Consider the following 20,407-nt stretch of genomic DNA (forward strand, 5'->3'; position numbering starts at 1 on the left):
GAGGCCCCAGAGGAGCTGAGACGTGGCGCGCATCGCTGGCGTGAACATTCCCCCCAACAAGCGCGTGGAAATCTCGCTGCGCTATATCTATGGCATCGGTCCCGTGAACGCGAGGCAGATCTGCGACACGGTCGGCATCCCGGCCGAGCGTCGCGTGAATCAGCTCACCGACGACGAGATCATGAAGCTGCGCGAGATCATCGACCGCGACTTCCGCGTCGAGGGTGACCTGCGTCGCGAGACGGCGATGAACATCAAGCGCCTGATGGACATGGCCTGCTATCGCGGCCTGCGCCATCGCCGCGGTCTGCCGGTTCGTGGCCAGCGCACCCACACCAATGCCCGTACGCGCAAGGGCAAGGCCGTGCCCGTGGCCGGCAAGAAGAAGGTGACCAAGTAAGATGGCCCGCTCTCCCGCCGCCGGTTCCCGCCCCAAGAAGAAGGAGCGGAAGAACATCTCCTCCGGCGTGGCGCATGTTCTCGCCACCTTCAACAACACCATCGTGACCATCACGGACGCCCAGGGCAACGCCATTGCCTGGTCCTCCTCGGGCACGAAGGGGTTCAAGGGCTCGCGCAAGTCCACCCCCTACGCCGCGCAGGTCGCCGCCGAGGATGCGGGGCTGAAGGCGCGCGACCACGGCATGGAGACCCTCGAGGTCGAGGTGTCGGGTCCGGGTTCGGGTCGTGAGTCGGCGCTGCGCGCGCTGCAGTCCGTGGGCTTCCACGTGACCGCCATCCGCGACGTGACGCCCATCCCGCACAATGGCTGCCGCCCCCGCAAGCGCCGCCGCGTCTGACCGGGGCCAGGAGAAGCACCTTGCTCGAACGGAACTGGGAAACCCTCATCAAGCCGGAAAAGCCGCGCGTTGACTCGGTCAGCGCCGACGGCCGCGCGGCTGAGCTGGTGGTGGAGCCGCTGGAGCGCGGCTTCGGCATGACGCTCGGCAACGCGCTGCGTCGCGTGCTGCTGTCCTCGCTGCAGGGTGCGGCGGTGACGGGCGTGCGCATCGACGGCGTGCTGCACGAATTCAGCAGCCTGACCGGCGCGCGCGAGGATGTGACGGACATCATCCTCAACCTCAAGCAGCTGGCGATCCGGTACGAGGGCGAGGGTGCGAAGCGCCTGATGCTGACGGCCACCGGTCCCGGTGAGGTGCGTGCCGCCGACATCCAGGTCACCGGCGACATCGAGATCAGCAACCCCGAGCTGCTGATCTGCACGCTGGACGAAGGTGCGACCCTCAACATGGAGCTGACGGTCGAGACCGGCCGCGGCTACGTGCCAGCGTCGCAGAACCGCAAGGAAGACAGCCCGATCGGTCTGATCCCGATCGACGCGATCTTCTCCCCGGTGCGCAAGGTCGCCTATCGCGTCGAGCCGACGCGCGTCGGCCAGCAGACGGACTTCGACAAGCTTGTCATGTCGGTCGAGACCAACGGCACGGTGGCGCCGGAGGACGCGGTGGCGCTGGCCGCTCGCATCCTGACGCATCACCTCGGCATCTTCATCACCTTCGAGGAGCCGCGCGAGCAGCGCCGCGACGAGGTGCAGGACGACCTGCCCTTCAACCGCAACCTGCTTCGCAAGGTGGACGAGCTGGAGCTGTCGGTCCGTTCTGCGAACTGCCTGAAGAACGACAACATCGTCTACATTGGCGACCTGGTGCAGAAGAGCGAGCAGGAGATGCTCCGCACACCGAACTTCGGCCGCAAGTCGCTGAACGAGATCAAGGAGGTCCTCGCCTCCATGGGGCTGAGCCTCGGCATGCCCGTGCCGGGCTGGCCGCCGGAGAACATCGAGGATCTCGCGAAGAAGGTCGAGGAGCCGTTCTGAGCGGCATCCCACGGCGGGGAGGGGGCTTCCCGCCGCCACTGCACGGATAGGCGGGCCGCGCGCCCGGGAGTTTGAAAGATGCGTCACGGAATGGCCGGCCGGAAGCTCGGCGTCACCTCGGCCCACAGGGTCTCGATGCTCCGCAACATGGCGACGAGCCTGTTGAAGCACGAGCAGATCACGACGACCCTGCCCAAGGCGAAGGAGCTGCGTCCTTATGTCGAGCGCATCATCACGCTCGGCAAGCGCGGCGGTCTGCATGCGCGGCGTCAGGCCTATGCGCAGATCCGTGACGAGAAGGTGGTGGACAAGCTGTTCTCCACCATCGCTGAGCGCTACCAGGGCCGCAGCGGCGGCTACACGCGCGTGCTGAAGGCGGGCTACCGCTATGGCGACATGGCCTCCATGGCCGTGATCGAGCTGATGGACCGCGACCCGGCGGCCAAGGGCCAGGATAGCGGCCCGAAGCCGGAAGCGACCGAGGAGCAGGAGGCGGTCTGAGCCCGCGTGGGTCAGGCCACCGAAAGGGGCGGCGGGGCAACCCGGCCGCCCTTTTTCTTTGCGCGGGCGCTTCTCAAAGGAAGCGCATCTGCTCCGGGATCTGCGGATTGAAGCGGCGCAGCGGCTCGCGCAGCGCGCGGGGCCAGGGGGCGAAGCGCGGCGGGATGAAAAGGGAAGGTCGGTTCCCCTCCCACAGCATCACCGCGATCTGCTCGCTGGCCGGTGAATAGGCCAGGAAGACATGGGCGGAGCCGTGGGCATGGCCCGAGAGCCAGCCTTCCTCCCACGCGATGCCGGGCCCCTCGCCGCGCAACGCGTCGCTCACGATGCGCTGCCGCCCACCCGTCACCGGGCGCAGCCGCGGCGTCACGGCTGGGTGCACCGCCAGCGCCAGGACAGGCTGGCCGGGCAGCCCGGCGAACTCCTCCGGCAGCGGGGCGGAAGCCGGCGCCGCGGCCAGCAGGAGGAGGTCGCGCCTAGTCAATGCGGATATTCGCCTCGCGCACCAGCGTCGCCATCGCCGCGCGGCCCTCGGATACGAAGCGCGCGAAAGTCGCGGGATCGCTGCCCACCGGCACGGCGGCGAGCTGCGCAAGGCGGCGCTGCACCTCGGCTTCCGCCAGCGTGGCGGCCAGGGCCGTGTGGAGCTGGGTCACCAGGGCGGGCGGCGTGCCGACGGGAGCGAAGAGAGCGCACCATTCGCTCAGCTCGATGCCGGGGGTGCCAAGCTCGGCGAAGGTGGGCACGTCCGGACGCAGGGAGACGCGCTGCGGCGCCGAGACGGCGAGGAAGCGCGCACGGCCGCTATCCACGATCGGTCCGGCGGAGAGCATGGTGATGAAGCACCCGTCGAGGGTACCGGCCGCGAGGTCGCGCGCCGCGTCGGCGCCACCTCTATAGGGGATGTGGGTTACGTCGATCCCGGCAGCGCGGGCGAATTGCACGAGGCCGAGATGCCCGGCTGTGGCATTGCCCTGAGTGCCGAGATTCAGCGTCTGGCGCTTAGCGAGGGCGATGAACTCGCGCAGGTCGCGGGCCGGGAGGTCGTTCTTCACCGCCAGCACCTGCGGAAAGGTGACGGCGAGCGAGATCGGCGCAAAGGCCGTGGCGTAGTCGAAGGTAAGGCCGCGTAGCAGGGCCGGGTTCACCAAGTGCGAGGAGGCATCCATGAGCAGCGTGTGGCCGTCTGGCGCAGCGCGGGCCACCTCGTTGCCGCCGAGCGAGCCACCCGCGCCGGTGCGGTTCTCCACGACGATGGTGGCGCGAAGGCGCTGCGACAGCCCAGGCGTGACGGCGCGTGTGGCGCTGTCGGCCGCCCCGCCGGCCGCGAAGGGCACGATGACGCGGATCGGGCGGCTGCCGAAGCCCTGCGCCGACACGGCGGCCGGCAGAAGGGCAGGGAGTGCGAGAAGGGTACGGCGCTTCATGCGACCCTCTTTCTCCGGCGTGGCCAGCCCGTCAAGGCAAAGCGCTGCGTCGCATCTGCCAAGCGTGGGAGAAACCCGCCCGGCACATTGCCGTTGTTCCAAGGTCATCACAAACAGGTGGGACCATGAACAACATCGTGTACATCGTTGGCGCCGTCGTCATCGTCATCGCCATCCTCAGTTTCCTCGGCCTGCGCTGAAGCCCCGCACACGAAACGGGGGCGGCCGGTGGTTCCGGCCGCCCCCTTCTTTTGCCCGGCTGAAAGACGCCGGGTGCGATCAGGCAGCGCTGCGCCTGCGCAGCAGGGCAAGGCCCAGCACGCCTGCGCCGAGCAGTGAAAGCCCAGCGGGCACCGGAACCGCGACCGGAATCGCGGCAGACCCGCCCGAAAAGGCGAAGGTGCCGGCGAGATTCAGCCCATCCGTCTGACCGGAGAAGGTGAAGGTCCCCGGCGTGTCATCGAAGCCCAAGGCGCGCAGCACCCCAACGCCGTTGATGAGCAGGTAGTCCGTCGGCTGCGACTGGGGCGAGAGAGCGGGGATCGTGTACTGCGTGACCGTCAGGTTCGCCAGGTCGAAGGACAGGCCTCCGACGGTGAAGAAATCCGTGATCGGCCCTGTGAACCCCGCGAAGATGAAGTCCTGAATTGTCCCAATGTCGCCAGCCGTGACGGGCAGGTTGGAGCCAGGATCCACGTTGTTGACCAGGAATGCCCCGGTCCCCGACCCCGCCCCCGCATTGGTGACACAATCGCCCGACACGGAAGCGCAGAAATCGACGGCCACCGCATCCGCCAGACGGACAGCGTTGCCCCCGGCATCCTCGCCCTGAAAGAGACCCGTGAAGTCGATGGAGCCGCTCAAGGGCACGGCCTGCGCCGCCACGGGGGCAAGCAAGACCCCAAGGCCGAAGGCTAGTCTTTGCATGATTTTTGTTTTCGCCATTCCACGGCACCTCCCCCCGGCCAAGGCGCGTACAGCACGCACCCTGATCGAGCCAGGGTCATGAATAGAATTCTCGGAATGGGTATGTCGTTATGCGTGTATCGAGTTTTATTAACGAACCGCGCGTTGAAATATGCGACGTCTCTTTACTTATACGCGCGTCGGGCAGCTCGAGCCTAATGCAGGAAGACTGCATAGCTTGCGAGGTGGCTGGGCCACCGGAACCCAGCCCAATCCAGGGCCGGCGCAGGCTGCTTGTGGCGTTGGCACGCTGCTGGCCCTGGCCGAGACGTGCACGCCGTCAGCCAGGGCTAGCCTCAATCCACGGTGCCCTCTGCGGAGGGCGCGATCAGCGCGACAGCGTCGCCAAGCCCTGCTCGAGATCACCCAGCAGATCCGGCACTTCCTCCAGCCCGACGTGGATGCGGAAGGTCGGGCCGCCGAAATCCCCTGTGCCCGCGCTGCGGCTGAGGAAGCCGGTGGTCGGGATAGCCAGGCTCTCGAACCCGCCCCAGGATGCGCCGATGCCGAAAAGCCGCAGTGAGTCCACGACGCGGAACATGTCCTCCTGGCTGTAGCGCGGCTGCAGCACCACGCCGAACAGGGAGCAGGTTCCGGTGAAGTCGCGCTTCCACAGCGCATGCTGCGGGTGGGAGGGCAGCGCGGGGTGCAGCACCTGCTTCACCTCGGGACGCGCCTCCAGCCAGCGTGCGACCTCCAGCCCGGCCTCACCCTGCGCCTGCAGCCGCACTGCCATGGTGCGGACGCCGCGCAGCGCCAGCCAGCAATCATCCGGCGACGCATACTGGCCGAGGGTGGAGGCGGCGGAGCGCACGGCGAGGTGATCCTCCTCCGAGTTCACCGTCGCCGAGCCGAGCAGGATGTCGGAATGGCCGCCGACATACTTGGTCAGCGCCTGGATGGAGACGTCCACCCCATGCCGGAAGGGCTGGAAGTGGTGGATGCCCCAGGTATTGTCCATCAGCACCTTGCAGCCCCGCGCATGGGCGGCGCGGCTGATGGCCGAGATGTCCTGCACCTCGAAGGTGTGTGAGCCGGGGCTCTCCGTATAGACGACTTTGGTGTTGGGGCGGATCAGCGCCGCCATCCCCGGCTCGTCCACGCACGGGTCGTAGAAGGTGGTCTCGATGCCCCAGCCCTGCATCAGCGTGGTGGCGAGGTTGCGCGCCGGGCCATAGACGCTGTCCGGCATGAGGCAATGGTCGCCCGCCTTCAGGAAGGCGAGCAGCGGCACCGCGACGGCGGCGAGACCGGTGCCGAGGATGGTGCAGCGCGTGCCGCCCTCGATCTCGCAAATCACGTCCTCCAGGGCGTAGTGCGTCGGCCCGCCCTGGGTGCCGTAGGTCATGAACTGGTCGTAGCGCTTCGCCGCACCCGCCTTGCGGGACTCGCAATCGGGAAAGAGCACGGTGGAGCCGCGATGCACGGGCGGGTTCACGAAGCCGTGGATGCGGACTCCGGCACGTCCCGCATGGCTCATGCGGGTGGCAAAGCCGTGCTTGCCGTAGGGGGCCTCAGGCATCAGGAAGCGACCTTCTCGGTTTCGGGGCGCGAGGCCCATTCAGTCCAGGAGCCGTCGTAGACGGCGGGTTCCGGCAGCCCGGCGCGCAGCGCGCCGAGGGTGAGGATGCAGGCGGTGACGCCCGTCCCGCAGGAGGTGATGAGCGGCCGCGACCCGTCCGCGCCAGCCTGGGCGAAGCGGGCGCGCAGCGCCTCGGGCGGCAGCATGGTGCCGTCGGCGGCGAAGAGCTCGTTGAAGGGGATATTGGCGGCGCCCGGCATGTGGCCGGAGGGTAGGCCGGGGCGGGGTTCCGGCGCCTTGCCGTCAAAGCGGCCCTTGGCGCGCGCATCCAGCACCAGGGCCGAGCCGTCGCGCAGCGCCGCCTTCACGTCGCCAATGCCGCGCAGCCGGGCCGTGGAGAAATCCGCCGTGTACCTGGCCTGAGCACGCTCCGCCGCCTCCCCGGATTCCACGGGGCGTCCCTCGGCCAGCCACTTGGGCAGGCCGCCATCCAGCACGGCCGCCTTGGTGTGGCCCATCAGCCGCATCAGCCACCAGCCGCGCGCCGAGGATTGCAGCCCCTTCTGGTCGTAGAACACGACCGGCATGTCATTGCCGATGCCCATCCAGCCCATCAGCCGCTCGAAGCGCGCCGGCGTCGGGGCCATGTGCGGCAGGGTGGCGTCGGGATCCGCGACTTCGTCGATGTCGAAGAAGGCGGCGCCGGGAATATGCGCCTCGCGGAACTTGGTGCGCCCGTCATGCGGTTCGTTCGGCAGGTATTTCGTCGCATCGAAGACCCGCACATGGGCGAGGTTCGCTTCCAGCCATTCGGTGGAGACGAGGTGGTCCATCTGTCTCAATCCTCCAACGCGATGGAGATGCGGCGGTTCTGACGACCCTTGCTTTCCAGCTTCAGCACCGTGACGCGGCCGATCTCGCCGGTGCGGGCGACATGGGTGCCGCCGCAGGGCTGGAGGTCCACGGGCGTCTCGCCCGCGCCGATCCGCACCAGCCGCACCTGCCCGCCGGTGCGGGGCGGCTGTACCGACAAGGTGCGCACGAGGCCGGGATTGGCATCCAGCTCCGCCTCGCCGATCCAGGAAAAAGACACGGGGTGGTCCTCGGCCACCAGGGCGTTCAGCCGCTCCTGCCACCATTCCTTGGGCGGCGGCTCGGGCAGGTCGAAATCGAGGCGCGACTTCTCCGCGCCGATCTGTCCGCCCGTCACGCCGATACCGGGCGTGAGCGAGCAGAGCAGGTGCATGGTGGTGTGCATCCGCATGTGGCGGTGCCGCCGCGCCCAGTCGAGCGCGACCGTCACCTCCGCGCCGACGGGCGGCAGCTCCCCCGCAACGGGGTGCAGCACCGTGCCGTCCTCGCCCTTCAGCGCCTCGCCGGTCGCGGCCTCACCGCCTTCCCAGCGCATGGTGCCGGTGTCGCCCGGCTGCCCGCCAGAGCGCGCATAGAACACGGTGCGGTCCAGCACGATGCCGTTGGGCTGATGCTCGACGACGCGGGCGGTGCACTCGCGCAACGCCGCGTCTTCCAGGAAGAGTTTTTGGGTCATGTCCAGGCCTCGCGCAGCCTTGCGCGGTTTTGCCGCAGCCAGAACAGGCACAGCGCGGCGGTGGCGTTGCGGATCGCGCCGCCATCGAGGCGGGCGAAGCCCTCCTCAGCGGGCAGCAGCAGGGTGCGGATGTCCTCGCCCTCGGCGGCAAGGCCGTGCGTCGCCGCCACCGTCTCGGGCAGGCGGACGCGGCCGCAATACAGGTGGATGTGCTCGTCGCAGCCGCCCTGCATCAGCATGTAGTGGCCGATGGCTTCCAGCTGGTCCGCCTCCAGCCCGGCTTCCTCCACCGTCTCGCGGCGGGCGCAATCCGCCGGGTCCTCACCGGGTTCCAGCAGCCCGGCGACGCATTCCGTCATGACCGGCTCGAAGCCGGCGGCAAGGGCCGGAAGGCGGAACTGCTCGATCAGGCAGATCCGGTCGGTCCAGGGATCGTAGGGAAGCAGGGCCACGGCGCCGCCACGGCGCCACAGCTCCCACACCAGCTCGGGCGAGCGTGCGCCGTCGAAGCGACGATAGGTGAAGCGGACGCGCTGCACGGGGAAGCGGCCATTCCAGGCTACCTCATCCTCCCGCACATCGAGTCCCGGATGCGGCGGGATCGGCGGAGCCTTGCTCGGTCTGGCGCTCATTGGCCGCGGAGCCTAGCCTTGCCCCCGACGCCCGTCCACATGACCACTCCCGACATAAAATCCGCCCGAAGGCGCGCCATCCTCGCCATCCTGCTGGCTGCCCTGCTTTTCGCGGGGGCGGCGGCCTGCGTGAAGGCGCTTGGCGGGGAGGTGCCGCTGGCGCAGATCGTCCTGTTCCGCTCCGCCTTCGCCTTGCCGGTGCTCCTGCCGATGCTGCGCACGGCGGGGGGCTGGAAGGCGCTGCGGACGACGCGTCCGGGCGGGCATGCGCTGCGCCTCGTCTTCGGCTTCGCGGGGATGGCGGGGGCCTTCTACGGCTACGCCCATCTGCCGCTGGCGACAGTGACGGCGCTGGGCTTCACCATGCCGCTCTTCCTGGCGCTGCTGGCCGTGCCCCTGCTGGGGGAAAGGCTGGAGGCGGCGCGCGGCCTCGCGGCGCTGGTGGGGTTCGGCGGCGTGCTGCTGATGGTGCGGCCCGGGGCGGGCGGCGATGGCTGGGCCATGCTGGTGGTGCTGGGGGCGGCGCTGGCCTGGGCGCTGGCGATGATCACCATTCGGCGCATGGGGGCGCGGGGCGAAAGCGGCGTGTCCATCGTCCTGTGGTTCTCCTTCGGCTCCACCCTCGTCGCGCTCCTCTGGAGCCTGCCCGGCTGGGTCTGGCCGACGCCCACGCAATGGCTGCTGCTGGCGGTGATCGGCGGCGTGTCCGCCTTCGCGCAGATCCTGATGACGGAGGCGTATCGCGTGGCCGAGCCCACGGTGGTCGCGCCCTTTGAATATTCCGGCATCGTCTGGACCACGGCGCTTGGCGCGCTGATCTGGGCGGAGGCGCCGGATGGCTGGGACGCGATGGGCATCCTGCTGCTGGTGGGGGCGGGGCTGGCGCTGTGGCGGCGCGAGGCGATGGCGGCAGGCTTGAAGCGGTGAGGATTCCAGCCGCACATGGCGCCATGCCCGCGCGCATCGCTTGGACCCTGGCCCTCCTTCTGCTTCCGCTGCTCGCGCTGGGGCTGCGCTGGGCGTCCTTCCTCCCTTCCGTGATCGATTGGGATGAGAGCCTCTACTTGCTCCAGGCGCGGGAGTGGCTGCGAGGGAACTGGCCGCTTTCCGGCGTGTGGGACATGCACCCGGTGGGCGCGCCGGGAATGATCGCGCTGGCCTTCCTCGTTTTCGGCGAGAATCTCTGGGCCGTGCGCCTGCTGGGCGCGCTCTGCGTCGCGGCGACAGGCTATGCGCTCATCTGGCTGGTGCGGAATCTCGGCGGCGGCCGGACGATGGCCTATGCGGCGGCGCTTCTCTACGCCGCGCATTCGATGCTGCTGGGCGGGCTGGCCTCGAACACCGAGATCCTCTTCGCGCCGATGGCGGTATCCGCTCTGGCCCTCGCCGTGGCCCAGGGCGAGCCCTGGCGGCGCCTCTTGCCCATGGGCGCGCTGGTCGGCCTCGCCCTGCTGGTGAAGCCGGTGGCGACGCCGGAAGGCTGCCTTGCCTTCGCCCTGCTCGTGCTGCCGCTGCTGCGCGCGCGGCGCTGGCGCGAGGTGACGTTGATGGCGCTGGCCTATGCCGCGCTCTGCGCCGCGCCGACGCTGCTCACCGGGCTGGTCTATGCGCTGCGCGGCGAATTCTCCGATTGGTTCACCTCTTCCCTCCTCGCGCCGCTGCAATACGCCTCCGGCCGCATGTCGGCGGAGCAGGCGCTGTGGCGCAGTACCCTGGCGGGGCTGGAGTTCCGCTGGCTGATCCTGCTGGCGCTGCCGGCTTTCGCCGGGCTGACGGTGGCCGACGAAGGGCCGCGCCGCGTCGCGCGCTTCGGGCTGCTGTGGCTGGCCGTCGCGCTGGTGGCGGTGGTGGGGCCCGGGCAGTTCTTCGGCCATTACTTCCTGATCCTGCTGCCGCCCCTGTCGCTGCTCGCGGCGCTCGGGCTGTTCCTGGCTGCGCGCGCCCTGGCTTCGGCGCGCGCCCGGGCCGCGATGCTGGCGGTTCTCGCCCTCATCGCGACCGACCTCGTGGCGCGGGACCTTGAGCCCCGGCTCTCGCGCGGCTTCGCCCTGGGCAGCCCGGACACGCCACGCCGCATGGCGAACCTCATGAATGAGGAGCTGCAGGAGGGCGACACGATCTTCGTGCCGAACTACCAGCCCGTCGTGTATTTCCTCACCGAGGCGCGATTGCCGACGCGCTTTCCCTTCCCGGTCCACCTCACCGGATCCTTCGCCACGCTGGCTGGGGTGGACACAGATGCGGAAGTGAAGCGCATCCTCGAATCCCGTCCGCGCTTCATCGTGCTCGACCGCTCGGAATGGTTCGGCATGCGCGTGAGCGCCATGGCGATGCTGAGCGAGGCGCTGGAGGAGGGCTACGAGCTTGCCGCCTCCTTCGTCGAGGAGCGGGGTACGGTAGAGCTGTGGCGGCGGTTGGAGTCGGAGTAGCGTGGTTCAGGACATTCTCTTCTTCGCGTCGAAGATCTTCTGGCTCTTCGCGCGGCCCAACACCTTTGCGCTGCTGCTGCTCGCGATCGGCTTGGCGCTGCTGTGGCGCGGGCGGCGCTGGGGGCGCTGGCCCGCCCTGCTGGGCTTCGGATGGTATGCGGCGGTGCTGCTGACGCCACTCGCCGCCTGGGTCACCTTGCCGCTGGAGGACCGATTCCCGCGTCCCTCGGCGCCGGAGCGGGTGGATGGCATCGTCATCCTTGGCGGGGCGGTGGAAACGAAGCTGACCGAGGGGCGCGGCATCCCTTCGCTGAACGGCGCGGCGGAACGCATGACGGAGACGGTGGCGCTGGCGCGCCGCTACCCGCAGGCACGAATCGTGTTCAGCGGCGGCTCCGGCTTGGCTATTCCGGGCCTGCTGACGGAGGCGGAGGTGGCGAGGCGCCTGTGGGAATCGCTCGGGCTGGAAGGGGAGCGGGTGATCTACGAGGACCGCTCCCGCAACACCTGGGAGAACGCGACCGAGACTCACGCCCTGCTGAACCCGCGCGCTGAGGAGAACTGGCTTCTCGTCACCAGCGCCAGCCACATGCCACGCTCGATGGGGTGCTTCCGGCGGGCCGGGTGGCGCATCACGGCTTGGCCCGTGAACTACTCGACCCAGCCGGGCGGGGCCGGGTGGTTCGACCCGCCGCTTTCCATGCGGCTGGGGCAGGCGGAATGGGCGGTGCGGGAGTTCGTGGGCCTCGTGGCCTATTACCTGCTGGGGCGCACGAGCGCGCTCTTCCCCGCGCCCTAAAGCTCCGTGATGCGGCCCGGATGGGCGCGGCCGCGCAGCAAATCCCACAACCCGCGCAGATTGCCACGCAGCCGGCCGAACCGGTCCACCTCCTTCTCCGGCCAGGGCGACTTCAGCAGGTTCACCAGCAGGTGCCGCCCGGCGGAGGGCAAGGCATGCGACCAGGGAAACGAGCCCTTCCGCGCCAGGTAGACCGGGTTCACCACCTGCGAGTAGCCCAGCCGCCGCCCCGGCACGCGCCCCGACTTGGTGCCGAGATGCACGCCGCGCGCCGCCAGCAGCCGCAGGATCGTCCCGTGCGGCAGGAGGCGGCGCGACAGGTCGATGTCCTCGTACCAGGCGTAGAGGGGCAATTCCTCGTCGAAGCGGATGCCGTGCTCGCGCAGCGGAGCGAGGCGCAGCGCCATGTTGCAGCCATAGGCGTTGAAGGCGGGCGCTGTGGACAGCGCCTCGCTAAGTGGCGGTGCGGCGGCGAGCACGGCGCGCGCCTCCTCCGGCGAGAGGCCTGGGCCCTTTGCGCCATCGGCCAGGACGACGCCCGTCGCGACGGTGCAATCGGGCCGCGCCTGCAGCACCGTCTCCAGCACTTCCAGCCATTCGGGCGCGGGCAGGAAATCGTCGTCGAAGAAGGCCACTGCGTCGCAATCGCCCAGCTCGGCGATGATGCGGTTGCGCTGGCGCGGCAGGCCCGGCTCTCCGCGCAGCAACTCCACCCCGGGAAAGCGCGCGGCGATGCCCGCCACGTCCTCGTCGGAGACATGGCAGACGAGGATGCGGTCCGGCGCGCGTGTCTGCCGGTCCAGCTCCGCGAGAGTCTCTGCCAGGATGGCGGGGCGGCCGCGCGTGGCGATGCCGATGGCGATCCTCATGCGAGCGGCCCTGGCGGCGGCAGGGGTGCGGCGCGCATTCCGGCGAAGCGCCCGCGCAGCGTGGCGAGGTAGTAGCGCGCATGAAGGCCGCGCCCGCGCAGCAGCGACAGCGCCGCCCCGGCGAGCGGGCGATACAGGAAGGGCGCCCAGATGCGCGCGGGCACGCCGTGACGGCGCAGCGCGAAGCCCAGCCCCTCTCCATAGCGGGCGGCGCGTGCCACCGCCTCGGGGGAGAGGCGCTTGTCCGGGTGGACCACGCGCAGCCCCGGCTCGTAGCGCGCCGCATGGCCGGCGGCGATGGCGCGGCAGACTAGGTCATTGCCCTCCGCCGAGCCGAAGCGCGTCCCCGGCCCCATGCGCTCGTCGAAGCCGCCCAGCGCCAGGGCGATGTCGCGCCGAAGCCAGAGGTTGAACTCGATCACGCTGGTCCAGGCATTGGCGAAAGTGATCGGGCCGCCCTCCGACCGCCAGCGGCCGGAACCCAACCCGCCCTCGGGCGCCTCGGCCGGGCCGGTCAGCACGGCCAATCTCGGGTCGGCAGCGAAGGCGGCACGGACCTGTGCGAGCGTGCCCGGCTTCAGCAGGCAATCATCGTCGGGAAAGGCGACGATCTCCCCACGCGCATGGCGCAGGCCGAGATTGCGTCCCGCATTGGCATTGGCAACCTCGCTGCGGAGATGCAGCAGCGGGAAGCGGTCCCCCCATTCCGACACCAGCGCGCCCAGTCGCCCATCCTCGTTCTGATCGGCCAGGATGACCTCGAAGGGCTGCTCCTGCGCCGCAAGGCTCTCGAACAGCGCGCCGATTTCCGCGACGCGGCCGCGCGTGGCGACGATGAGGGAGATCATGCCGCCACCGCACGCAGGAGCCGCTCGCGGAACTTCTCGGCGGAGAAATCCTCGGCGTGGAGGCGGCAGACGGTGGGATGGAAGCGCGCCTCCTCCCGCACGAATTCTCGGACGGCATTGACGATGCTGTCCACCGACTGGTCGGGGAAGAGCAGCCCCGTCTCGCCCTCGCGCACGATGTCGGCGGCACCGCCGCGCCCGTAGCAGATTAAGGGCGTGCCGGCGGCCTGGGCCTCCACCAGCGCGATGCCGAAATCCTCCTCCGCGGCGAAGACGAAGGCGCGGGCGGTCTGCACCAGCTCCACCAGCTTCGGCTGCGACACGCGGCCCAGCACCTGGATGTTGGGCGCGCCCTCCGCCGCCTTCGCCACCAGCGGAGCGGAAGGCCCGTCCCCGGCGATGAGCAGCGGAAGATCAGGCATGCGGCGGAAGGCTTCCGCCACCAGTTCCACGCGCTTGTAGGGCACCTGGCGGGAGGCAACGACGAAATGGGTGCGTGGCGCCGTGCCCATGGGGAAGCCCGCCACGTCCACCGGCGGATGCAGCACCTCCGCCTCCCGACGCCAGGTCTTGCGGATGCGCTCGGCGATGTAGCGGCTATTGGCGAGGAGCTTGTCGGGACGCGAGGCGCTCGCCTGATCCCACAGCCGCAGGCGATGCAGCAGCCAGCGCGTATAGGCGCCCTTTAGCCCGCCCTCGCTGCCCGATTGACGCAGATACTGGCCCTGCAGATCCCAGGCGTAGCGCATGGGCGAGTGGATATAGGAGACGTGGCGCGTGCCTGGCCCCGTCACCACGCCCTTTGCGACCGCATGCGAGGAGGAGAGCACGAGGTCGAAGCCGCGCATCTCGAACTGCTCGATCGCGATCGGCATGAGCTGGAGGTAGTTGCGGAACATGCGCCGCGCGAAGGGCATGCGCTGGAGAAAGGAGGTGTGCGGCACCTTGCCGTGCAGGAATCCCCGCTGCCCTTCCGCAAGGAAGTCGCAAAGCACGAATAGCTCCGCATCCGGATAGCAGAGCAGCATCTGCTCCAGCACGCGTTCGCTGCCCGCGTAGCTGTCGAGCCACTCATGGACGATGGCCACCTTCATGCGGCGATGAACCCCAGCAGGCGGCGCGCGGCCGCGTCCCAAGAAAACTGTGCGGCCTGGTGCCGCCCGGCTTCGGCCAGATGTGAGCGCAGCGCGGAGTCGTCGGCCAGTCGTGCCACCGCCTCGCCCAGGGAATCCGGGCGAGCGGGGTCGAACCAAAGTGCCGCCTCGCCGCAGACTTCCGGCAGGGCACCGGCGGGGGCGGCGATGACGAGGCAGCCGCACCACATCGCCTCCACCGGCGGCAGGCCGAACCCCTCGTAGCGCGAGGGGAAGAGCAGGGCGAGGGCGGCTTCGTAAAGCGCGCGCAACTCTGCGTCGCTGACGCGACCCAGGGCGCGCACCTCGCCGAGGAGGTCGGAGCCACCCGCACGGAAGACGGCGGCGTCCTTGGCCCCCGCCACGGCGAGGACGAGGCCGCGCGACGCCAGCGCACCGCCCGCCGCATGCAGGGCCGCGAGGTTCTTGTGTGCCGCGCCGGTGCCGACCACGAGGGCAAAGCGCCCCGCCTCTAGGCCATGCCGGGCGAGGATGGAGGCATCGGCGGGTTCGCGCAGGATATGCTCGCCGCCTTCCAGCGTCGCCGGCGGCTCCGCGATGCGAAGGTGATGCGCGATGCGGCCGGCGGAGAAGCGCGAGACGGAAAGGATACGCGCCCCACGCCGCGCCAGCGCGGTCTGCAAGCCGCGATACCAGAGGCGGAACGCGGTCCCGTAGCTTTCCGGCGTGTCGAAGGCGCCGGCGTCGTGGATCACCACCGCCTGATTCCTGCCGGCCAGCAGCGGCCCGGTATTGCCGAGGCTGACCAGCATCCCGCCGCGCGCAGCGCGGGGCAGGGTCCATTGTTCCCAGAACTGGCCGCCGCGCGCGCCGACGATGCGCGGCGCGAGGCGGGGAAATAGGTCGAGGTCGCGCGCATCGGGCGGGCAGAGCAGGATAATGGGCGGCCGGTCCTCCATCGCATCCAATGCGCGCGCGATCTCACGTGCATAGCGCTGCACCCCAGTCAGGCCCTGGGCCAGGAACCGGCCGTTGAGGAAGATCATGCGCGCAACAGCCTCCGTGCCTCGGCGGGGCTGCGCAATGCGCCGCGCTCCTCGGGCGTCAGCAGTGGCGCCAGCAGCAGCAGCGTCCCCAGCAGCCCCAGCGCGGCCGCGGTGGCGGCAAGAGGCAGCGTGGGTGCGGCAGCGGTGAGGGCCAGGGCCAGCGCGGCGGCGAGGAGCGGTGCCACGAGGCGGCGCAGCGCTGGGCGCGCCGCGGGGTAGAGGCGTGCGGCCAGCACCGCCTTGCCCCCTGCATCGACGGCGGCGCGCAGCGCCCAGGCCAGCGCCGCACCCTCAATGCCGAAGCCGTGCAGCAGCACCCAAAGCACCGGGAGGAAGAGGATGAGTTCGGCCGCGATCAGCTTCGCCGCCGCATCCGGACGACCGATCGCGTCCAGCAGCGCATTGGGCACGAAGGCAAGGCAGGAAAAGAACACCCCCGCGCCCAGGAAGCGCGCCACCGTCCCGCCCTCGCGCGCGAAATCCGCGCCGAGCCACAGCCCGAGCAGCCAGTCCCCCAGCCCGGCGAGAAGGAGGCAGGGCGGCAGCACCAGTGCGATGACCAGGAGCGCGCCGCGCCGCAGCAGCCCGGCCGTCACCTCGGGATGGGCCCGGAACGCAGAGGCCATGGGCGGCAGGAGCACCTGCGCCACGGCCACGGGCAGGATCCACATGCGCAGCACGAGGTCGAGCGGCGTGGCGTAATGCGCCACGGCGGCGAGGGTCAGCACCGCCCCCACCAGGAAGCGGTCGGCGTAGATCAGCGCCTGGTTCAGCACGGAGGAGACAGTCATCCAGCCGCCGACACGCAGCAGCGGCGCGATCAGCCCTGGCGAGCCGAGGCCGAGGCGCGGCAGCAGCGGCCGCGCCAGCCAGGCATAGGACAGGGTGTTGAGCAGCCGGCAGGTCACCAGCACCAGCATCACGCCGACGAGGCTCTGCCACGCCATCAGCACCAGCACCGGCCCCAGGTAATACATGGCAGAGACAGGAATGGTGACGAGGTTGGCGGCGCGGAAGCGCTGATGCGCCGCCAGCACGCCCCAGAGCGCTGCGTTGGCGGTGACGAGCGGCGCGGCGAGGGCGAGGATGCGGAAGGCCAGCACCGCCTCCGCCTCCAGCGCGGGCGGCACGTTCAGCACGCGCCCGACCAGCGCCGGCACGGCGAGGAACACCAGCACGGCGCCGAGCGTGGCCAGCCCGCCAAGGGCCAGCAGCGCCGTGCCGACGAGGCGCCCGGCCTCCTCGCTTCGGCCTTCTTCCATGCGTTCGGAGAGGGCGCGGGTGAGGGCAGGGCCGATGCCGAGGTCGAGGATGCCGAACACCCCCACCAGCGCCAGGGCGAGGGTGAAGAGGCCCCAGCGCTCCAGCCCCATTTGCGCCACCAGCACGGGCGTGAGTACGAGCGCGAGCAGGAGTGGCAGGCCGCGCCCCAGCGCGTTCCAGATCAGGCCGGAGAGGAGGCGTCCCGCCCCGGCCCGGGCCTCGGCGGTGTCGCCGGTCATGTCTTTGTGAACCCCTCGGAGGGGGGCTTCTAGCTCAGTGCGCGCCCTTGCGCGACAGCACCGCCAAGGGAGTGCGCAGCAGGATGCGGAGGTCGGCCATCAGCGAGGGGCGCGACACATAGGCCACGTCGAGTGCAACGCGCTGGGCGTAGCTGGTTTCCGAGCGGCCCGAGACCTGCCACAGCCCGGTGATGCCCGGACGGACGCTCATGTAGTGGAAGGCGGCGGCGCCGTAGTAGCTATCAAGCTCCGCCTGCTGGACCGGGCGGGGACCGACCAGGGACATGTCGCCGCGCAGCACGTTGAGAAGCTGCGGCAGCTCGTCCAGCGAGGTCGCGCGGAGGAAACGGCCGATGCGCGTCACGCGCGGGTCGAAGCGCAGCTTGCGGGTCTCTTCCCACTCGGCGCGGGCCGCGGGATCGGCAGCGAGCAGGGCAGCGAGGCGCGCCTGGCTGTCGACCACCATCGAGCGGAACTTGAGGCAACCGAAGATCTGGCCGTTCCGCCCAACGCGAGGATGGGCGAAGAAGGCCGGCCCGCCATCGACGCGCACCAGCAAAGCCAGCAGGGCAAAGACCGGCGCCAGGAACAGCAGCAGCGCCCCCGCGCCCAGCACGTCGAGGCCCCGCTTAGCCACGGCGCGCCAGCCAGGTCCGCGCGACACCTGCACAGCCTGGGGCGGGGCGAAGGCGCCGAGCGCCGCGGTGTCACGCTGAAGGGACGAGAAGGCGTCCAGCCCAGTCATGTGCCGATCTCTCTTTTGTGCTGCGGCGCGGTGCACCCGCTCCGGATCACGAGGCAGGTTTAACCTTGCCTCAAGGGCGTCATTCGGACCTACCCATGGCAGGATTGTGGCAAGCCCAGCCCTTGCCGAGCCTAGGTTTGCGCGCAAAGCAGGGCCATGCGCGCCGCCTTTTTCGCCTATGGAATCTCAGCCCTAATTGGAGCCTTTCTCGCCATCACCTTGTTCCCGCTGGACTTCTTGGTTCCCCAATCTGGGCAGGATTGGCGCGCGGCGGGCGATGCAGCGCAGCATGCGATCGCCCAGCGCCATTTCCTGGCGGATGCCTGGCGCTGGCCAATTTTGCGCATCGAGACGCTCGGCGGGGCGAATCTCGCCTTCATGGACGGCATTCCGGCCCTCGCCCTGCCGCTGAAGCTTCTGGCGCCGCTGCTGCCGGAGGGATTCCATGGAATTGGGTTGTTCTACGCCCTGGCCTGGGTGGGGCAGGCCGTGGTGGCGGTCTTCGCGCTGCGCGGATTCGGCGAGCGAAGGGTAGTGCCTTCCCTGGCTGTGGCGGTGATGGCGCTTTCCATGCCGGCCTTCGTCATGCGCTTCGGCCATGCCGCGCTGACCGGGCATTTCGTGATCCTCCTGGCACTGGGCCTCTACGCGCGCGTGCTGGGCGATGCGCGCTGGTGGGCGGCAGCGATTCCGTTCCATGTGCTGGCGCTGCTCGTGCATCCCTATCTCGCGCTGATGGCGCTGGCCCTCCTGGCGGCGGCGCCGCTCACGCTGCTGCTGCGCGGTGAAGCCTGGCGCGGTGCGGCGCTGGGTGCGGCAGGGGCGGCGGGGGCGATGGGCGCGACGATGGCGCTGCTCGGCTACCTGGGCGCCGAGGGGGATGGCGGCTTCGGGCAATACGCCATGAACCTGCTCTCGCCCTTCTGGCCACACCGCTCCTGGTTCCTCGGCCAGCTCGTCTCCACCGAGGTGGATGCGACGGGCCATGGCGGGTGGGAGGGCTATAACTGGCTCGGGCTAGGGTTGATCCTGGCGGTGGGGGCGGGGCTGATGCTGCGCCCCGCGCGAATCGGGCGACACTGGGGACTTGTCCTGGCGCTGCTGGGCCTCACCGCGCTGGCCGTGTCCTTCCGGGTGGGGCTGGGCCGTGAGGTGATTCTGGACCTGCGGCCCGTGCCGGAATTCCTGGAGCAGTTCCGCGCCTCGGGCCGCTTCTTCTGGCCGGTTGCCTATGCGTTGCTGATCGGCGCCGCGCTGCTGCTGCGCCGCGCCGGGCCGCGCGGCATCGCGCTGCTCTGCGTCTGTGCCGCGGCGCAGTTCCTGGACGCGATTCCCGCCCGCGCCGCGCTGCGCGCCTGGGCGCATGAGCGCGCCGCCTGGAGCGTGGACGCTTCCGCGCTGCGCCCCCTGCTGCGCGAGGCGGAGACGGTGACGCTGCTGCCCAGCTGGCCCTGCGTGCCGCGCGAGGACTGGATGTCCCGCGTGCGCCTGCTGGAACTGTTGCTGCTGGCGAGCGAGACGCCGCGCCCGGTCAACACCGCCTATGTCGCGCGCTGGCGCACCCCGCCGCGCTGCGAGGCGCCAGCGCCGATGCGTCCTGGCGAGCTGCGAATCGCCCTGCCGGGCACCGACCCCGCGGCGTCAGGCTGCGTCGCGTTGGGAGATCTGACGGTCTGCCGCCCGTGAGGGAATATGCCGCTCGACGAAGTAGAGCGGCCTTCCCTTGGTCTCGTTGAAGACGCGGCCCAGATACTCGCCGATCACGCCCAGCATCATCATCTGCACCCCGCCCAGGAACAGCACCACCGCCATCAGCGAGGGATAACCGGCGACCGGGTTGCCCCACAGCAAGGTGCGGATGACGAGCAGGGCAAGATAGGTTGTGGCGGCAAGGGACACGGCAAGGCCGAGATAGGTGGCGATCTTCAGCGGGCCGACGGTGAAGGAGGTGATCCCCTCCAGCGACAGGTTCCACAGCTTCCACCAGTTCCACTTGGTCTCGCCGGCCGCGCGGGGCGCGCGCTCATAGGGAACGGCGACGGAGGGGAAGCCGACCCAGGCGAAAAGGCCCTTCATGAAGCGGTGCTGCTCCCGCATCGAGAGCAGCGCATCCAGGGCGCGGCGCGACATCAGGCGGAAATCCCCGGTGTCGCGCGGCAGGGCGACGCGCCCGCCCAGCCTCTCCATCAGCCGGTAGAAGCCGGCGGCCGTCGTCTTCTTCAGCCAGGATTCGCCGTGGCGCACGCTGCGCTGCGCGTAGGCGATGTCGAAGCCTTGGTGCCATGCGGCGATGAGGTCAGGAATGACCTCGGGCGGGTCCTGAAGATCGGCATCGGTGACGATCACCGCCTCCGTCCCCGCCGCGTGGTCGAGGCCGGCGGTCAGCGCGATCTCCTTGCCGAAGTTGCGCGACAGATTGACCACAGCCACGCGCCCGTCTTGCGCCGCCATCTCCTCCATGATCCGCAGCGTGGAGTCGCGGGAGCCGTCATTCACCAGCACCAATTCCCAGGGCAGGCCAATCCCATCCATCGCGGCGACGAGGCGCCGGTGGAACTCGGGCAGCACTTCCTGCTCGTTGAAGCAGGGGACGACGACGGAAAGGGAAGGGTGGGACATACAGGACCTATACAAGCGGTGC

22 protein-coding genes are annotated in these 20,407 nt (G+C 69.9%); 8 read left to right on the top strand and 14 right to left on the bottom strand.

What is annotated here, in order from left to right:
• The first annotated feature begins 22 nt into the window (after window positions 1-22).
• The 4 genes from rpsM (at window position 23) to rplQ (ending at window position 2,338) form a co-directional block, all read left to right on the top strand.
• Window positions 23-400 carry a 30S ribosomal protein S13 gene (gene rpsM, locus JTJ31_RS18695; RefSeq protein ID WP_207540252.1) on the top strand — a complete coding sequence of 126 codons (378 nt, stop codon included), beginning with the start codon at window positions 23-25 and terminating at the stop codon, window positions 398-400.
• A 1-nt stretch (window position 401) separates the two neighbouring features.
• Window positions 402-800 carry a 30S ribosomal protein S11 gene (rpsK, locus tag JTJ31_RS18700; protein ID WP_207540253.1) on the top strand — a complete coding sequence of 133 codons (399 nt, stop codon included), beginning with the start codon at window positions 402-404 and terminating at the stop codon, window positions 798-800.
• Window positions 801-820: 20 nt separating this feature from the next.
• Window positions 821-1,837 (top strand): DNA-directed RNA polymerase subunit alpha, encoded by a 1,017-nt coding sequence (locus JTJ31_RS18705; RefSeq protein ID WP_207540254.1) that lies wholly within the window; start codon window positions 821-823, stop codon window positions 1,835-1,837.
• A gap of 78 nt (window positions 1,838-1,915) precedes the next feature.
• On the top strand, window positions 1,916-2,338 hold the full coding sequence (rplQ, locus tag JTJ31_RS18710; protein WP_207540255.1) for a 50S ribosomal protein L17: 423 nt from the start codon (window positions 1,916-1,918) through the stop codon (window positions 2,336-2,338).
• 73 nt (window positions 2,339-2,411) lie between these two features.
• Here rplQ and JTJ31_RS18715 read toward each other — a convergent pair whose 3' ends face one another.
• From JTJ31_RS18715 to JTJ31_RS18745, 7 genes are all read right to left on the bottom strand, one after another.
• On the bottom strand, window positions 2,412-2,822 hold the full coding sequence (locus JTJ31_RS18715; protein ID WP_207540256.1) for a hypothetical protein: 411 nt from the start codon (window positions 2,820-2,822) through the stop codon (window positions 2,412-2,414).
• Window positions 2,815-3,765 carry a Bug family tripartite tricarboxylate transporter substrate binding protein gene (locus tag JTJ31_RS18720; RefSeq protein ID WP_207540257.1) on the bottom strand — a complete coding sequence of 317 codons (951 nt, stop codon included), beginning with the start codon at window positions 3,763-3,765 and terminating at the stop codon, window positions 2,815-2,817. The genes JTJ31_RS18715 and JTJ31_RS18720 overlap by 8 nt, the downstream gene beginning before the upstream one ends.
• A 279-nt stretch (window positions 3,766-4,044) precedes the next feature.
• A complete protein-coding gene (locus JTJ31_RS18725) occupies window positions 4,045-4,692 on the bottom strand; it encodes a hypothetical protein (RefSeq protein WP_207540258.1) in 648 nt (215 codons plus the stop codon).
• Between the two features lie 367 nt (window positions 4,693-5,059).
• Complete coding sequence (gene metC / locus JTJ31_RS18730; RefSeq protein WP_207540259.1) at window positions 5,060-6,253, bottom strand: cystathionine beta-lyase; 1,194 nt, start codon at window positions 6,251-6,253, stop codon at window positions 5,060-5,062.
• A complete protein-coding gene (locus tag JTJ31_RS18735) occupies window positions 6,253-7,086 on the bottom strand; it encodes a sulfurtransferase (protein ID WP_207540260.1) in 834 nt (277 codons plus the stop codon). Before JTJ31_RS18735 ends, metC begins: the two co-directional genes overlap by 1 nt.
• 5 nt (window positions 7,087-7,091) lie before the next feature.
• Window positions 7,092-7,802 carry an alanyl-tRNA editing protein gene (locus tag JTJ31_RS18740; protein ID WP_207540261.1) on the bottom strand — a complete coding sequence of 237 codons (711 nt, stop codon included), beginning with the start codon at window positions 7,800-7,802 and terminating at the stop codon, window positions 7,092-7,094.
• The gene (locus tag JTJ31_RS18745; protein WP_207540262.1) at window positions 7,799-8,434 is read right to left on the bottom strand and encodes an NUDIX domain-containing protein; all 636 of its coding nucleotides are present in this window, start codon (window positions 8,432-8,434) and stop codon (window positions 7,799-7,801) included. Before JTJ31_RS18745 ends, JTJ31_RS18740 begins: the two co-directional genes overlap by 4 nt.
• An 18-nt stretch (window positions 8,435-8,452) precedes the next feature.
• Between JTJ31_RS18745 and JTJ31_RS18750 the strand changes: the two genes are divergently transcribed.
• Genes JTJ31_RS18750 through JTJ31_RS18760 form a run of 3 tightly spaced genes read left to right on the top strand, consistent with a single transcriptional unit; the run spans window position 8,453 to window position 11,662 of the window.
• Entirely contained in the window at window positions 8,453-9,361 is a 909-nt protein-coding gene (locus JTJ31_RS18750) for a DMT family transporter (RefSeq protein WP_236020434.1), read from the top strand.
• A complete protein-coding gene (locus JTJ31_RS18755; RefSeq protein ID WP_207540263.1) occupies window positions 9,358-10,863 on the top strand; it encodes an ArnT family glycosyltransferase in 1,506 nt (501 codons plus the stop codon). The genes JTJ31_RS18750 and JTJ31_RS18755 overlap by 4 nt, the downstream gene beginning before the upstream one ends.
• Window position 10,864: 1 nt before the next feature.
• Window positions 10,865-11,662: a YdcF family protein gene (locus tag JTJ31_RS18760; protein WP_328805775.1), complete on the top strand. Its 798-nt coding sequence runs from the start codon at window positions 10,865-10,867 to the stop codon at window positions 11,660-11,662.
• Here the strand turns inward: JTJ31_RS18760 and JTJ31_RS18765 are convergent.
• The 6 genes from JTJ31_RS18765 to JTJ31_RS18790 are packed head-to-tail and all read right to left on the bottom strand — an operon-like array spanning window position 11,659 to window position 17,766.
• A complete protein-coding gene (locus JTJ31_RS18765; RefSeq protein ID WP_207540264.1) occupies window positions 11,659-12,531 on the bottom strand; it encodes a glycosyltransferase family 2 protein in 873 nt (290 codons plus the stop codon). The two genes, JTJ31_RS18760 and JTJ31_RS18765, sit on opposite strands and share 4 nt — an antisense overlap.
• Window positions 12,528-13,379, bottom strand: a complete 852-nt coding sequence (locus JTJ31_RS18770) for a glycosyltransferase family 2 protein (RefSeq protein WP_207540265.1) — start codon at window positions 13,377-13,379, stop codon at window positions 12,528-12,530. Before JTJ31_RS18770 ends, JTJ31_RS18765 begins: the two co-directional genes overlap by 4 nt.
• Window positions 13,376-14,473 (bottom strand): glycosyltransferase, encoded by a 1,098-nt coding sequence (locus JTJ31_RS18775; protein ID WP_207540266.1) that lies wholly within the window; start codon window positions 14,471-14,473, stop codon window positions 13,376-13,378. The genes JTJ31_RS18770 and JTJ31_RS18775 overlap by 4 nt, the downstream gene beginning before the upstream one ends.
• Entirely contained in the window at window positions 14,470-15,519 is a 1,050-nt protein-coding gene (locus JTJ31_RS18780; protein ID WP_207540267.1) for a glycosyltransferase family 4 protein, read from the bottom strand. The genes JTJ31_RS18775 and JTJ31_RS18780 overlap by 4 nt, the downstream gene beginning before the upstream one ends.
• Window positions 15,516-17,021, bottom strand: a complete 1,506-nt coding sequence (locus JTJ31_RS18785; protein ID WP_207540268.1) for an oligosaccharide flippase family protein — start codon at window positions 17,019-17,021, stop codon at window positions 15,516-15,518. The genes JTJ31_RS18780 and JTJ31_RS18785 overlap by 4 nt, the downstream gene beginning before the upstream one ends.
• 34 nt (window positions 17,022-17,055) lie before the next feature.
• Window positions 17,056-17,766, bottom strand: coding sequence for a sugar transferase (locus JTJ31_RS18790; protein ID WP_207540269.1), 711 nt, complete (start codon window positions 17,764-17,766; stop codon window positions 17,056-17,058).
• Between the two features lie 156 nt (window positions 17,767-17,922).
• Between JTJ31_RS18790 and JTJ31_RS18795 the strand changes: the two genes are divergently transcribed.
• Window positions 17,923-19,452, top strand: a complete 1,530-nt coding sequence (locus JTJ31_RS18795; protein ID WP_207540270.1) for a DUF6311 domain-containing protein — start codon at window positions 17,923-17,925, stop codon at window positions 19,450-19,452.
• Here the strand turns inward: JTJ31_RS18795 and JTJ31_RS18800 are convergent.
• Window positions 19,408-20,385, bottom strand: a complete 978-nt coding sequence (locus tag JTJ31_RS18800; RefSeq protein ID WP_207540271.1) for a glycosyltransferase family 2 protein — start codon at window positions 20,383-20,385, stop codon at window positions 19,408-19,410. The genes JTJ31_RS18795 and JTJ31_RS18800 overlap by 45 nt on opposite strands.
• Window positions 20,386-20,407: the final 22 nt, after the last annotated feature.

The organism is Sabulicella rubraurantiaca (assembly GCF_017355885.1).
Classification (GTDB): domain Bacteria; phylum Pseudomonadota; class Alphaproteobacteria; order Acetobacterales; family Acetobacteraceae; genus Roseococcus; species Roseococcus rubraurantiacus.